This window comes from Streptosporangium sp. NPDC000239, assembly GCF_040300765.1.
Taxonomy (GTDB): domain Bacteria; phylum Actinomycetota; class Actinomycetes; order Streptosporangiales; family Streptosporangiaceae; genus Streptosporangium.
Genome location: NZ_JBEPEI010000028.1, coordinates 21,708 through 35,782, shown reverse-complemented (window position 1 = coordinate 35,782; position 14,075 = coordinate 21,708). Strand labels below are relative to the sequence as shown.

At 71.9% G+C, this 14,075-nt stretch carries 9 protein-coding genes; 5 read left to right on the top strand and 4 right to left on the bottom strand.

The window, feature by feature from the left end; all coding sequences use genetic code 11:
- The first annotated feature begins 61 nt into the window (after window positions 1-61).
- Entirely contained in the window at window positions 62-619 is a 558-nt protein-coding gene (locus tag ABT340_RS39005; protein WP_352015967.1) for a hypothetical protein, read from the top strand.
- Window positions 620-640: 21 nt separating this feature from the next.
- On the opposite strand, the gene ABT340_RS39000 is transcribed toward ABT340_RS39005, so the two are convergent.
- Window positions 641-1,036 carry a DUF6069 family protein gene (locus tag ABT340_RS39000; RefSeq protein WP_352015966.1) on the bottom strand — a complete coding sequence of 132 codons (396 nt, stop codon included), beginning with the start codon at window positions 1,034-1,036 and terminating at the stop codon, window positions 641-643.
- A gap of 131 nt (window positions 1,037-1,167) precedes the next feature.
- Between ABT340_RS39000 and ABT340_RS38995 the strand changes: the two genes are divergently transcribed.
- Window positions 1,168-2,316, top strand: coding sequence for a sensor histidine kinase (locus tag ABT340_RS38995; RefSeq protein WP_352015965.1), 1,149 nt, complete (start codon window positions 1,168-1,170; stop codon window positions 2,314-2,316).
- Window positions 2,304-2,957, top strand: coding sequence for a response regulator (locus ABT340_RS38990; RefSeq protein WP_352015964.1), 654 nt, complete (start codon window positions 2,304-2,306; stop codon window positions 2,955-2,957). Before ABT340_RS38995 ends, ABT340_RS38990 begins: the two co-directional genes overlap by 13 nt.
- On the opposite strand, the gene ABT340_RS38985 is transcribed toward ABT340_RS38990, so the two are convergent.
- Window positions 2,950-4,107 carry an NAD(P)/FAD-dependent oxidoreductase gene (locus ABT340_RS38985; protein ID WP_352015963.1) on the bottom strand — a complete coding sequence of 386 codons (1,158 nt, stop codon included), beginning with the start codon at window positions 4,105-4,107 and terminating at the stop codon, window positions 2,950-2,952. The two genes, ABT340_RS38990 and ABT340_RS38985, sit on opposite strands and share 8 nt — an antisense overlap.
- 138 nt (window positions 4,108-4,245) lie before the next feature.
- On the opposite strand from ABT340_RS38985, the gene sigJ reads away from it, so the two are divergent.
- Window positions 4,246-5,166 (top strand): RNA polymerase sigma factor SigJ, encoded by a 921-nt coding sequence (gene sigJ / locus ABT340_RS38980; protein WP_352015962.1) that lies wholly within the window; start codon window positions 4,246-4,248, stop codon window positions 5,164-5,166.
- Between the two features lie 290 nt (window positions 5,167-5,456).
- Here the strand turns inward: sigJ and ABT340_RS38975 are convergent, their stop codons facing one another.
- Complete coding sequence (locus ABT340_RS38975) at window positions 5,457-6,341, bottom strand: NmrA family NAD(P)-binding protein (RefSeq protein WP_352015961.1); 885 nt, start codon at window positions 6,339-6,341, stop codon at window positions 5,457-5,459.
- 102 nt (window positions 6,342-6,443) lie between these two features.
- On the opposite strand from ABT340_RS38975, the gene ABT340_RS38970 reads away from it, so the two are divergent.
- On the top strand, window positions 6,444-7,349 hold the full coding sequence (locus ABT340_RS38970) for a LysR family transcriptional regulator (protein WP_352015960.1): 906 nt from the start codon (window positions 6,444-6,446) through the stop codon (window positions 7,347-7,349).
- 60 nt (window positions 7,350-7,409) lie between these two features.
- Here the strand turns inward: ABT340_RS38970 and ABT340_RS38965 are convergent, their stop codons facing one another.
- Window positions 7,410-13,973, bottom strand: coding sequence for an RHS repeat domain-containing protein (locus ABT340_RS38965; protein WP_352015959.1), 6,564 nt, complete (start codon window positions 13,971-13,973; stop codon window positions 7,410-7,412).
- Window positions 13,974-14,075: the final 102 nt, after the last annotated feature.

The following is a 14,075-nucleotide window of genomic DNA, read 5'->3' as shown; positions in this document are numbered from 1 at the left end:
CCGGGCCACCTCCCCCACCTGGGGGAGGTCGTCCGGCCTGGCCGTTCATAGCGTGAGCGGCATGACGAGAACCGACGCGCCACCGGCCGGTGGCCCGACGCGTGCCATGTGGAGAGCGGCCCACACCCCGGTGGCCGGGGTTCCCCGCTGGGCGCGGATCACCGCCTACGCCGTGCCGTTCACGGTGCTGCCGTCCGGCCTCTGGCGGCTGCCCATCGTGTTCGACGGCGGGGTCGGCGTCGGCGAACGAGCGTACGTCGTCCTGCTGTCGATCGTGTCGGAACTGGTGGCGTTCACGGCGGTCGGACTGGTCGCCGCCTGGGGTGAACGGTTCCCGCGCTGGGTCCCGGGACTGCGTGGCCGGGGAATACCGAGACTGTTCGTCATCGTCCCGGCGGCCCTCGGCGCCGTGGTCCTGACGACCGTGTGGACGATCACCTTCGCCACCCACTTCGCCGGAGTCACCCTGCGCGGCGAGCCGATCCCCTCGGCCTTCCCCACCGAGGCGGGCGGCTGGGAGGCCGCGGCCTTCTACGTCTGCTACCTGCCGTTGCTGCTGTGGGGACCCCTGCTCGGCGTCACCGCGTACGCCTACCACCGGCGCCGCAGGAACCGGTGAGAGCACGACCGGGCCACCGGTTCACCCCCGTTCCTCCCCGGGAGCCCGGCCCAGGCCCACGACGATGACGGCGCCGACGACCAGGTGCATCAGGAGCAGCACGAGCATGGTCCCGCCGCCGACGGAGCTGCCCAGCGGGCCGAGGAACGACAGCAGCCACACGGTCACCGCGACGATCGTCCAGGTACGGCGCGGCCGGGAGACCCGGCGCCGGAGGAGGGCCAGGAGCGCCCAGCCGGCGAGCCCGGCCACCAGACCGGCCACGACCACCGGCACCGGGCCCAGAGTCTGTGTTTCCTCGCCCATCCGTACGGTCACCCTCGTCCCGCTCACGGGAACCGCCAGGATCCAGACGGCCAGGGCGGCGACGGGGGCGACGAGCACGGTGCTGAGGTGTCTTCCACCGGAGATGTTCATGCCGAGGAGGATGGCCCGGCCGGGTGGTCCGCCACATCCGGCGCGTGGCCGCCTCCGGCCCTCCCCCGGCAGGGCCGGGGTCCTCCTTTGGTAGGTGACGGCGTCGCCGTACCCGTGGTTAGCCTGAGCCGATGAGCGAGATGTTGTCCCCGTGGTCGGCGGCGGTCGCCGGTGTGGTCCTCGGGATCGGAGCGCTCACCGGCGCGACGCTGTGGGGGTTGAGCGGCGGGGCCCTGATGTGGCTGGACGTCGCGGTCGCGGTGGCGAGCCTGGTCGCGGCGCTCGCCCAGCTGTGGTGGCCGGTCCCCGGGGCGCTCGCCGCCACGCTCCTGGCCGCGGTCTCCCCCACGGGGACGCCCGCGGCGACGATGGGCGCGCTGCAGGTGGCCCAGCGCGGGCGTTTTCCCCTCGCCGCCGGGGTGGCGGTCGCGGGTGCCGCGGCCCATCTGGTCCAGGGCCTGTGGCGGCCCAGTTCCGGCATCTCCCTGGGCTGGTGGCTGCTGCTGATCTGTTCCTCGTACGGCGCGCTCCTCGGCTGGGGGACGCTGGCCCGCTCCCACCGCGCCCTGCTCGCCTCGTTGCGTGAACGCGCCCACCGCGCCGAGGCCGAACAGGGCAGGAAGGTCGCCGAGGCGCGGACGGCCGAGCGCCGCAAGCTCGCCAGGGAGATGCACGACGTGCTGGCCCACCGCCTCTCGCTGGTGGCCACCCACGCCGGGGCGTTGGAGTATCGTCCCGACTCCTCCCCCGAGCGGCTCTCCCGGGCCGCCGGGGTGGTCCGCTCCGGGGTGCACCAGGCGCTTGAGGAGTTGCGCCAGGTCATCGGCCTGCTGCGTGAGGAGGACGACTCCTCGGACGACCTCCCGGGCGGGCTCTCGGACAGGCGGGAGCCCTGGCCCACGCTGGCCGACCTGCCGAGGCTGGCCGACGAGGCGCGGCAGGCGGGCCAGAGCGTGTACCTCAGCGACGAGACCGCCGGCGACGTGCCGCCCGCCGTCGGGAGGACCGGCTACCGCGTCGTCCAGGAGGGGCTGACCAACGCCCGCAAGCACGCCCCCGGCCGGCCGGTCGAGGTGTCGCTGGACGGTTCCCCGGGAACCCGCCTGACGATAACCGTCACCAACCCGCTGCCCTCCCCGGACGCGCCCCCGGCCCCGCCCGGTGGCGGCGTCGGCCTGGTCGGGCTCACCGAGCGGGTACGGCTGGCGGGCGGGCGGCTCGACCACCACGAGAGCGATGGGCGGTTCCTGCTCCGGGCGTGGTTACCATGGCCCGCGTGATTCGTGTGCTTCTGGTCGACGACGACGCCCTGGTCCGCGCCGGATTGTCCATGATGCTGGACGGCGCCGCGGGCATAACCGTCGTCGGTGAGGCGGCCGACGGCATGCAGGCGATCACCGAGACCGACGCCCACGCCCCCGACGTCGTCCTGATGGACCTGCGGATGCCCCGGGTGGACGGCATCACCGCCACCCGCCGGTTGCGCGTCAGGACACGCCCGCCGGAGGTGATCGTGCTGACGACCTTCGACACCGACGAGAACATCCTGCACGCGCTGCGCGCGGGCGCCGGCGGGTTCCTGCTCAAGGACACCCCGCCCGCGCTGATCGTCGAGGCGGTCACCCGGGTCGCGGCGGGTGACCCGATCCTGTCGCCGGGCGTCACCCGGCGGCTGGTGGAGCGCACGCTCACCCATGCCGACTCCTACGAACGGGCCCGTGCCACGTTGGCCACCTTGACCCCGCGCGAGCACGAGGTGGCCCTCGCGATCGCGCGGGGCCGGTCGAACGCCGACATCGCCGCCGAACTCGCCATGGGCGTCACGACGGTGAAGAGCCACGTCTCCAGCATCCTCACCAAGCTCGGTCTGGACAACCGCACCCAGATCGCGCTTCTCGCCCACGACGCGGGTCTCATCTGAGGGCGGCGTCGCTCCGTGGGCCGCCCTTGAACCAGGTCGCGGAACCCGGCCTGCGGGCCTCGCGGCGGATCCTCGACATCGCGAACCTGCAGGTGAACTCCTTGTACATCGCCGCCACCCGGCCGTCGAAGTAGAGGTTCGTCGCGGTGTCGTCCTTGCGGGCGAACTGCCGGACACCCGCGTGGCGGCCGAGGCTGACGCACGACCCGACGAAGGCCAGGTCGATCAACGCCGGGGCGACACCCTCGACGCGGCTCAGCACCGTGTCGGCGGCCCGCGCCCCGAGCGGCGCGGCGGCCTGGCAGCTCATCCGCAGCGGCTGTCCCGATGGGGCTGCGGCGTCCCCGGCGGCGACGACACGCTCGTCGTCGAGGCTGGTCAGCGTCTCGTCGGTGAGCAACCGGCCGAGCGCGTCGGTGCGCAGCCCGCTCGCGGCGGCCAGACCCGGCACGCCGAAACCGGCCGCCCAGATGGTCAGCGCGCTCGCGCGCACCCCGCCGTCGTCGAAGACGACCGCGTCCCGCCGTACCTCGCGCACCGTGGCCCCCTCGACCACCGCCACGCCGTGCCGCGTCAGCCATCTTGCCGTTGACCTGCGGCCCGGCTCGCTCAGTGAGGGCGCCAGCGTCCTGCCGCACACCAGCGTGACCTTCCGTCCCTGTTCGGCGAGTTCGGCGGCCGTCTCGACGCCGGTCAGGCCGCCACCGACCACGGTGACCGGGGCGTCCGGGGCCAGCTCCTCCAGGCCAGCGCGCAGCCGTCGTGCGGACTCCAGTTCGGCGACGTCGAAGGCGTACTCGGCCGCGCCGGGCACCGAGGCCGGGATCGCCCCGGTGCTGCCGACCGCGTAGACGACGTGGTCGTAGTGCAGCGCCTCGCCCGAGGCCAGCCGTACCGTGCGGGTGGCCGTTTCGATGCGGGTGGCGCTGTCGACGACCAGCCGGACGCCCTCCCCGAGCAGTGTGTCGTAGCCCGCCGTGGCCTCGCCGGTACCGGCCACGAGCTGGTGCAGCCGGATCCGCTCGACGAACTCCGGGCGGGGGTTGACCAGCGTGATGTCGATGCCGGGGTGCGCACGCAGACGGTTGGCCGCGAGCGTGCCCGCGTAGCCGCCTCCGATGACGACGACCCGGTGGGAAGGTGTGGACATGGGGAGGTTTCCCTTCTCGATTCCTGACCTGCCCCGTCCGACAGCGTGGAGGCCCGATGTGTGAGGACCTCACAGTTCGCCACGCTGTCCTGTCGGACGGATGAGGGCGGAGACGAACGAAGGGGGTGCGGAGGCACCATGGCCATTCCGTCGGAACCGGTTGATCCCGGCCTGAGCGTGATCATGGGTGAACGGCGTCAGCTGATCAATCTGGCGTACCGGATGCTGGGTTCCCTGGCCGACGCGGAGGACGTCGTCCAGGAGACCTACGCCCGCTGGTACGCCATGTCCCGGCCGGAGCAGGACGCCATCGTGTCGCCGGGGGCCTGGCTGACCAGGGTCGCCAGCCGGATCTGTCTCAACGTGCTCTCCTCGGCGCGGGTCCGGCGGGAGACCTACGTGGGTGAGTGGGTTCCCGAGCCGCTGCCCGAACCCACGGAGTGGACCAGCGTCGATCCGGCGGACCGGGTCACCCTGGACGAGTCGGTCAACATGGCCTTCCTCGTCGTGCTTGAGTCGATGACCCCGGCCGAACGGGTGGCGTTCATCCTGCATGACGTCTTCCGCTACGCCTTCGCCGAAGTGGCCGAGATCGTCGGCCGTACCCCGGCGGCCTGCCGCCAGCTCGCCTCGTCGGCCCGCCGTCGCATCCGCGACGCGCACACCCCCGCGGCCCCGGCCTCCCGGCAGGCCCGGATCGTCAAGGACTTCAAGCACGCCCTGGAGGCCGGGGACGTCACCGCCCTCATCGGTCTTCTCGACCCCGGCGCCACGGTGACCAGCGACGGCGGCGGCGTGGTCAAGGCCGCGCTTCACCCGGTCGAGGGCGCCGAGCGGATCGTGCGCTCCCTGCTCCGCCTCCGGGACAGGTTCCAGGGCCAGACGCTCCTCGAACGCACGGTCAACGGCCAGCCGGGCCTGGTCGCCCAGGAGGACGGCGTCACCATGACGGTCTTCGCGTTCGAGATCACGGACCACCGGATCACCCACATCTGGGCGGTCCGCAACCCCGACAAGCTCCGGCCGTGGGGCGTGGACATCACTCAGGGGGAAAGGTGATCCCGGCGTTCGTGTTCTCGGGGAGCAGGAAGTATCCGATGGGGGTCGAAGCGGGCGACGCGCGCCCCCTCGGGTGCGTTGTCGCCGCACCAGGCCAGGACGATGAGGGGATGCCCCTGGGGGTCGACACTGATTCCGGTCATCCCGACCACGCGGGGCGTGCAGCCCGTAACGCTCATGACTCCGATGACCAGCAGGACGATTCCACATAAGCGCCGCATGACCGCACCGTAGGTCTCCCTGGGTGAAGATCGGCGCCCTCCTCATGAACCGCCTCCCGGCCGTAGTGCTCAGGCGAGGACGGCGGGGCTGAGCACCTCCTGGCACCACTGACGGAAGCCGGTGGGGGAACCGCCCCCCGAGGCGCGGGACACTCCGTTGTCGAGACCGGCCTCCTTGGCCCGCATCATGTCGAGCATGCTCCGGGCCACGGCATCGGTCATCCCGAAGCCGACCAGCCTGGCCCTGAAGTCCTCGTCCGGGACCCGCTGGAAGCGGACCGGGCGGCCCAGCACCTCGGACATGATCCGCGCCATGTCATTGTGGGAGAGGTCCTCCGGGCCGAGCACCGGGACCTCCTCGACGCCGGTCCAGGTGTCGTCGCGCAGTAGTTCCGCGGCGACCGCGGCGATGTCACCGGTCGAGCAGGTCGGAGCCCTGAGGTCCCCGGAGACCGGCGCGGTGAACACGCCCCGGTCCCTGATCGTTTCGGCCTGGCGCAACAGGTTGTCCATGAACGAGGGCAGCGCCAGGGCCCGGTAGGCGACGCCCGTGCTCGCGATCAGGTCGTCCAGGGCGAGCGTCGCGGTCACGTGACCGGCCTTGCCGGCCATCGCCGTACCCCGGCCCAGGGCGGAGACGCCGACCACCCGCGCGACCCCCTGGGCCGTGAACGCCTCGCAGGCCGGGCGGCTGAAGTCGAGGTAGGCGGCCTCGACGCTCTCGGCCCGGGGGTTGGGCGGTACCAGCCAGAAGACGGCGTCGGCTCCGGCGAAGGCCTTGGTGACCACGTCGAGGTCGCGGTGCGAGCCCTCGACGACCTCCACGCGCTCGCGTGCCCCGGCGGGCAGGCGGGCGGCGTCACGGACGATCACGCGGACGTGCTCACCTTCGGCCAGCAGGCGGCCGAGAACCTGTCGGCCGATCTGACCGGTGGGCGCGGTGACAACGATCATGGAAGCTCCATGGAAGGGTTGGTTGAGGGAACGCCGCCCAGTCAACCGGGGGCCGCACCGAAGCTGAAGGACCGATCTTGTGGCGATTGATACCTTACGGGTATGAATGACCTTGAAGTCCGTCAGCTCCGGTATTTCGTGGCCGTCGCGGAGGAACTGCACTTCGGGCGCGCGGCGGAGCGGCTCGGTATGGCGCAACCGCCGTTGTCCAGGATGATCCGGAACCTGGAGCGGCAGCTGGGTGTGTCGCTGCTGACGCGCTCCACCCGCCAGGTCGCGCTGACCTCGGCGGGCGAGGTCCTGCTCCGCGACGCCAGGACCGCGCTCGACGCGGTCACCGCCGCCGGACGACGAGCCAGGAACGCCGGTCGGCCCGAACCCGAACTGCGGCTGGCGTTGAAGGCCGACTACGACGGCGGGCTGCTGCCGCTGATCCTCACCCGCTACCGGGAGGAGGCCGCGGCCCTGCCGGTACGGCTCGTGCTGGGCGGGCGGGGAGGGCAGGCGCCCGCGCTGCGCGACGGCCGCGCGGACGTCGCGCTGCTGCCCGCCCCCTTCGACGACCACGGTCTCGACGTGGAACCGCTGCTGACCGAACCCCGGCTGGTCGCCCTGGCCGCGGCCGATCCGCTGGCCGCCCGCCCCCGCCTGCGGCTGGCCGATCTGTCCGACCGGGTCCTGCCCGACGGAACCCCTGCCGACCGGGAGGGCCTCCCGCCCGTTCCCGGCGACGACGACCGGCGTCCGCGCGGGGCGGTGGCCGGGCCCAGGTCGAGGACCCTGGACCTGGCCCAGATCTTCAATCTGATCGAGGTGGGAAGCATCGTCTGGTTCCCACCCGCCTCGGTCGTCCGGCGCCATCCGCGCCCCGGCGTCGTCTACCGGCCCGTCGAGGACCTCCCGCCGCTCACCCTCGTCCTGGCCTGGCCGAGGGAGTCGCGGTCACCGGCCGTCGCCGCCTTCGTCCGTACGGCCACAGCCGTCGCGGCCGGTCCCGCAGGACCGTGACGCCCCGGCCAGGGTCCCTCCCGGCCCCGTGGGACCGGGAGGGACGTCAGAGGTGACCGGTCACCGGCCGCCGGGCATCGTGAACCAGTACCTTCCGAAGGTCACCGCCGTCACGACGCCCACCTTCGTCGGCGGGGGCATGCCCACGACGCCGAACTCAACGGCCTGCTGACTCGGGTCGGCCACGGAGGCGACCCCGGCGACGGCGACCCCGAACAGGCGGTGGGCGGGCACCGCGATCCCGGCGCTCGCGGCCTCGCCCTGGACGAAGCCGTTGACCGACGCGGGGTCGTTGCCGCCGTTCGTCCAGCCCAGCCGTGCGCTCCCGCCGAAGCCGGGAGCGCCCAGACTGCCACGTGGTTCGTTGACGGTCACCTGGCCGTACCTGGTGATCGTGAGCCCCGCCGTTCCCCCGGCTCCGCCCATACGGCCGGTGGGCACGATCGCCGTGTAGTCGACCGAGATGTAGTCGGGAGTGAGGTCGTGCCCCATCTGCTTCAGGATGTGGTTCGAGGGGGGAAGTATGTTGGCCCAGGCGCCCTCCCATGCGCAGTTGAAGAGGCCGTCGACGCAGAAGGGCGCCGGCTCCGAATTGTCGATCTTCCGGTCCCAGCCCATCGGGGCGACCTCGTACTCCTGGCAGGGCCGGGCACCGCACGGACCACCGTTCAGAGGCGACATGTTGTCGCCGCGCGGGCGGGCGCCCTGCGGCCCCCAGTCCGCGTTGTCCGCGGTGGGACACGGCCTGGCACCGCACGGACCGCCCTTGAAGCCGGGGTTGTAGGGCGGGTTGTAGTCGTGCGCCGGGTTGTGGGCGCGGTTCTGGTGGGCGCCGCCCTTGCCGTCGCTGCACTCGCCGTCGGGGCACGAGCGGTGGATCAGCCCGTCGGGGTCGGTGAAGGAGAGCGGGTTGTTGTTGGCGTAGGTGTAGCCGTTGACCTGCTGGGAGTCCTTGATGTCGATGAGCGGGTCCACCGAGATGAACCGGCCCATGGCCGGGTCGTACTCCCGGGCGCCGAGGTGGGTCAGCCCGGTCTCGTCCATGGTCCCGCCGACGAACCCCTTGTTCATGGAGGTCGGCCACGTCCCGGTGAGGCCGCGCGCCTCGCCGAACGGGGTCATGCGGCGTACGGCGACCGCCTGGGTGTCGGTGTTGGCGATGACGTTGCCCGCGGTGCCGTGCTGGTCGCCGCTGAGCCAGCTGACGGTCGTCGAGGTGTTCCCCGAACGGGTGGCGACGACCTGTCCGCCGTGGGAGTAGTAGCGGGTGCCGGTCTTGGCCCCGCCCGAGGTGGTGTAGCGCAGCTCCTGTCCCGGCAGGTACAGCGTGGCCCCGGCCGGATCACGCTGGACCAGCCGGCCGCCGTCGGCGTCGTAGACGTAGCCGGTCGTGCCGGTGCCGTCCTGCACGGAGGTCAGGCGGCCCTCCCTGTCCCAGGTCATGGTCTGGGTCCCGGCGGCCGACGAACGGGTCTTCATGTTGCCCGAGGCGTCGTAGGTGTGGGCGGTCGAGCTCGTGCCCACGCCGTCGGTGGTCGAGGAGGCGCTCAGCCGGTGCGCGCCGTCCGGCACGGTGTAGGTGGTGACGGCGTCACCGGAGGTGGTGCCGTGCTTGACCATCTGCGTCCGGTTGCCGATGTCGTCGTAGGTGTAGGACTGCCAGTACGGGTTCGTCCCGCCGACCACCCCGGCGCTGACCGTCTGCGCGCACGTCGTGGACGTCTGCGTCCACGCCTGTTCGAGCCTGCGCAGGAAGTCGACGCCGAAGCACTGGGTGTCGCCGCCGGCCAGGTCCGACATCCGGGTGACGTTGCCCCCGGCGTCGTAGGCGAGACTCAGCTCGGAGACGACGGCGGGAGAGCTCTCCTTCACGGTCTTGATCGTCTCCAGGCGCCGGGTGTCGCTCTCGTAGACGCGGGAGATGTCGGCGGTCCTGCCCGCGTTGTTCCTCAGCTTGATCTTGGAGACCTCGGCGAAGCTGGTGTGGTCGGTCCCCGTCACGTAGCTGCCGCCCATGGTGGTGCCGAGCGTGGTCGGCAGATCCAGCGCGTCGTAGCCGTGGCTCAGCTCCTCCTGGCCGAGAGTGCCGACGGCGGGCAGGCGGGTGGTCCTGGGCAGGCCGTTGGGCCAGTAGGTGTTGACGTAGGTGTAGGTGTTGTTCAGGCCCGTCTGCGCGGCCGGGATGCCGTAGACCACCTGGGTCGGCTGGTAGCCGACGGTGTACCCGGTGATCGTCTTGGTGTACTGGTCGGTGCCGTCGTACCTGGTCGACTTCGAGAGCTGTCCCTTGGCGACCGTGTCGTAGACCCATTCGGCACGCTTGTCGCCGGTGACCGAGTCGTCCCTGACGGTCGTCCTACGTCCGAGGGCGTCGTAGGTGAAGGCGGTGACCTGGCCGCTCGCGTTGGTCGCGGTGACCAGGTCACCGGCGTCGTCGTAGGTCTTGGTGACCGTCCCGATGTCGGGGTCGGTGCTGCCGACCAGGCGACCGCGCAGGTCGTAGGTGTAGAGCCACTCGTTGCCCTCGGCGTCGGTCGTCTTGGCGAGCCTGCCCTTGTTGTCGAAGGCGTACGACGTCCTGATGAATCCGGCCGCGCTGCCCGCGACGTTCCCGGTGCGGTACTGACGCGTCTCGACGACCCGTCCGGCCGCGTCCTTCACCGACGAGGTGACGACGCCGCCCGCCGGCGGGGTGACGTCCTCACGGTCGCCTCCGTAGCCGAACACCGTGCGCCAGCGCTCGTCGACCCCTCCCGGGCTGGCGGGAGCCTCGTCCACCAGGTGCACCTGGGCGCTCGTACGGCCCGCGGCGTCGAAGAGGGTGTACTCGGCCGAGGGGACGTCCTGCGCGGGCACGACGAGCGTCGGGCCGGGCGCGGCGTCAGCGAGGTAGGGGTTGTGCGTCTTGAGGACACGTCCGGCCGAGTCGTAGAAGGTGTCGGTCACGACCACGTGGTCGGCCGTACCCGCCGCGTCGGCGCTCTGCGTCTGTCGCTGACGCATCAGGCTGTCGTAGAAGGCGTAGGAGGTGATGTAGTCGCCCGCGTGGTTGAGCCTCCTGCTGGTCACCACGATCGGCCCGGTGTCGCTCACCTGGTAGGCGTGGCCGATCGACGGCTTGTCGGCGTTGGACGACCTGTCGTTGCCCGGCAGCCACACCGCGGTCAACCGGCCGAGGCCGTCGTGGGCCAGGGCGGTCACCCGGCCGTTGGCGTCGGTCGTGGTCCGGGGAAGGCCGAGGGCGGGGTCGAGGACGGTGACGGTCGTCCAGCCGAGCGGGCCGGTGACCGTCTTCCCGGTGAGCGGCGCGCCCGAGGCGGGCGTGTACGCGGTCGTGACGGTGGCGCCGCGCGCGTCGGTCTCGGTCAGCACCCGCCCGTAGGCGTCGTAGGTGACCTTCCTGTCGGTCACGTACGACCAGGTGGACCCGGTGAGGGCCTTGACCGACTCGACCAGGGTGACGTCGCCCTTGGTCGGGGCGGGCGCGCCCTCCCAGGCCGTGGCGCCGTCGTAGGCGGTGCGCACGTCGGTGATCAGGTCCGTCTCGGTCACCGTGCCCGCGGTCACCTTGGCCTTGGCCGTGGCGCAGTCCAGCGCGAAGCTGCGCACGCGCGAGACCCGGTCGACCAGCCAGATGCCGGCGTTGCGGGTGTACTCGGTGGTGGAGCACTCCTCGTCGCCGGTGACCGCGTCGTCCCCCTTGTCCTCGGCCCACACCGGCATGCCGTAGGCGTCGAACTCGGTGAAGGAGGTGGTCATACGGGGTGCCCTGCCGCCGTCCCTGGTGGTACGGGTGTAGGTGGCGCCGTTGTCGACGAGGCGGGCGTGGACCGTCGAACCGTCGATCGTACGGCTGGCGGTCGGGTCCGACTGCCAGGGTCGGTAGACCGTGGCCCCGATCTCCACACCGTTGACGTCGCGGGAGACGACCTCGCGGACCATGCCGGCGAAGGCGTCCTCGTCGGCCGTCGCGGGGGCGCCGCCCGCGGCGGGCATCGTCACCGACCGGGTCCCCGAGGGCAGCCGGTCGCCGTTCATCCCCCGGAAGTAGCGGGTCTCCTCCAGGACGCGGGTGGGTCCCTCACCGGTGGTCCTGGTGACCAGGCCGTAGCCGCGCCACACCGACCAGGTCTTGTCGTCGTCCTGGAGCAGGCCGTCCTCGTCGGTGTAGTGCCAGGCGGGGGCGCCGCCGTACGTGAAGCCGGTGATCGTCCGGGGGGAGGAGCCGGTCGCCTCGGCCTGGGTCACCTGGGACACCACGTACTTGTGGAAGAAGTCGGTGATGGGTTCGGTGTGGCCGGACGGCGTCCACTTGACCGGGTAGCACCGCAGGCCGTGGTCGTGCAGGTTGTCCAGGGCGGGCGTCCTGGTGCCCGCGACGCAGTCGGCGCCGGCGTAGGTGACGTCGATCGTGCTCCCGGTCTCCATCTTGATCGCACCGATCCGGTACCTGTTCATCGCCGGGTACTGGTCGCCCGCGGTGTCGACGCGGTTGGGCAGCAGCTTGGGGGTGAACCGCACCTTGGGCAGCGTCACCGCCGAACCGGTCTCGGTGCTCGCCCGGCCGGTGTGGGTGATGGTGTTCAGCCACAGCACGGGGGTGACCGAGGTGCCCGAGCCCCGGTCGTCGGGGTCGGGGAAGGTGTGGTCGAAGGTCCACGACTCCACGTCACGCCAGGCGGTCCCGGCGGTGTTCCACACCTGGGTGGTGACGGTCGAGAGCCGCTTGGTCGTCCAGAAGGTCGGGGAGATCTGCTGCGGCTTGCACGGGGAGGCGGTGCACTCCTGGTCGAAGGGCACATCCGGCCAGTGGGCGGCGTCCTTGGTCCCGCAGTCGGCCAGGCAGCGGTCGGCCGTGCCGAGCACCACCCGCATCTGCGGGGCGTCGTCCAGGCCGCGCGTGCCGTACTCGATCTTCTCCGGGTAGCCCGCCCTGTCGTAGTCGGCGGCGTCCGTCGTGGTGGAGTTGCGGCTGTAGCGGTTGGTCTCCTTGGCGTAGGAGACGCGCATCGTGTTGCCGTGGGTGTCGACCACGTAGTCGAGCTGCCAGCGGAAGGCCTGACGGCAGCTCGACGCGGCGAAGGTGCTCTGGTGGCACGCCTCCCCGTCGTGGTTGCCGAAGACCGGCACGCTCAGCGTGGACTGCGAGCCCGCGCGTCCGCCGAACCAGTACTGGGTGCCGTCGGTGTCGGTGGCGACCCACCACTCCCCGTTGTCGTCGCCGTTGGTCGTGCCGGTGCGCCGCTCGACCTTCAGGCCGTCGTCGTCGCGCAGGTGCCAGCGGTCGCCGTTCCTGATCAGCTCACCGGAGTGGCCGGGCAGTGACAGCGTCGCGTTGTCGGTGACCCAGCACAGGTCACCGGTCTCGGCCTGGTTGTTCGCGCCGTTCTCCATGTCCTTGGAGCAGGCGCCGTAGCGGCGTTCGATGAAGCCGGGGTGCCAGTCGAAGCCCTCCCCGACCCAGGAGGGCTGGGTGTTGGCCGCGGCCATGAGGCCGTCCACGCGTGCCGAGGAGTACGACAGCGTGAGCTGCGGCTCGGGTCCGCCGAGGCCGGGCGGCACCCGCATCGGGTAGGACCAGGTGAAGTCGCCGCTGTTGCCGCCGGTGTTCCACGTCGACGACGGGGTGAGCGAGGTGGCGGCGTAGTCCCCGGTGGGGCCGGAGGAGTCGGCGGCGAGCATGACCAGCCCGGTGGCGTTCACCTGGGCGCTGACCGTGCCCTTGTCCCTGTCCACGGTTGAGGGCAGCTCGACGGGGCCGCACCCGGGAGCCGCCCCGGTCGGGGCCGCGTCGGGGGTCGGGGAGACGGCCGGGGAGTCGGGGGGCTGCAGGGGCAGGGAGCCGGGGGTGGGACCGGAGGACATGCGGGTGGGGGTGGCCACGGGGGTGGCCGTGGAGGTGACGCGTGGTAGGGGCACGGTGCTGGGGGTGGGGGTGAGGGCGGGGACGGGCCCGGTCGGGGCGGGGATGGGGGTCCTGGTCCCTGTGCCCGCGGGGACGGGGGTCCCGGGCGGTGTGGGAGTGGAGGCGGCGGTGTGCTCGGGAGCGGGGGAGGCCGTGTGGGCCGGGGTGAGGACGCACGTGGAGACGCTCCACAGCCGCAGCCGGGAGGCCCAGTCGCCGCCGACGGCCGAGGCCATGCCCCGGTAGTCCACGGTGAGCCGCACCTTGTCTTCGGCACTCTGGGCCTTGTCGGTACGGGTCAGGCGCAGCGTCAGGGCGTCACCGCCCTGCCTGTCCGAGAGGTTCTCCACCCTCACGGTCGCCGGGCCGTGGCCGGCCGTGGCCGCGAGCCACACCGGCAGCCCGCCCGCGCGCACCGCCGTACCGCCGTCGGCGCTCCTGCCCGCCGCACCGTCCGGTACTGCGGGCAGGACGACGTCGGCGCTCTCCCGCCCGGGCCACACGGGCCGCTCGGGTCGCCACGCCTTGACCTTGGGCACCTTGCCCGGCGTCGGTGGTTCGAACCGTTTCACCTTCACCGCGCGTTCCCGTGGGGGTCCGGTGGTGGCGGCCGAGGCGACCCCTCCGACCTCACCGGCGACAAGGGACGCGGCCAGCATGGTCGTCATCACCGTCGTCATCACCGCCGCGCCGACCAGTTTTCGGTTTCGTTTCCGCATAGGGACGTTCCTCGCCATGGGAGAAAGTGGCACTTTTCCGCCGATCGCACCTGATGGGCTTTATGCGCGAAAAGCCGCCTAACCAGGTGAAAAATAATTGCA

Bases quoted from the DNA above. Each gene is read 5' to 3' on its own strand.
- sigJ (WP_352015962.1), top strand. From the start codon at position 4,246: ATGGCCATTCCGTCGGAACCGGTTGATCCCGGCCTGAGCGTGATCATG.
- ABT340_RS39000 (WP_352015966.1), bottom strand. From the start codon at position 1,036: ATGAACATCTCCGGTGGAAGACACCTCAGCACCGTGCTCGTCGCCCCC.
- ABT340_RS38965 (WP_352015959.1), bottom strand. From the start codon at position 13,973: ATGCGGAAACGAAACCGAAAACTGGTCGGCGCGGCGGTGATGACGACG.
- ABT340_RS39005 (WP_352015967.1), top strand. From the start codon at position 62: ATGACGAGAACCGACGCGCCACCGGCCGGTGGCCCGACGCGTGCCATG.
- ABT340_RS38990 (WP_352015964.1), top strand. From the start codon at position 2,304: ATGGCCCGCGTGATTCGTGTGCTTCTGGTCGACGACGACGCCCTGGTC.
- ABT340_RS38970 (WP_352015960.1), top strand. From the start codon at position 6,444: ATGAATGACCTTGAAGTCCGTCAGCTCCGGTATTTCGTGGCCGTCGCG.
- ABT340_RS38985 (WP_352015963.1), bottom strand. From the start codon at position 4,107: ATGTCCACACCTTCCCACCGGGTCGTCGTCATCGGAGGCGGCTACGCG.
- ABT340_RS38975 (WP_352015961.1), bottom strand. From the start codon at position 6,341: ATGATCGTTGTCACCGCGCCCACCGGTCAGATCGGCCGACAGGTTCTC.
- ABT340_RS38995 (WP_352015965.1), top strand. From the start codon at position 1,168: ATGAGCGAGATGTTGTCCCCGTGGTCGGCGGCGGTCGCCGGTGTGGTC.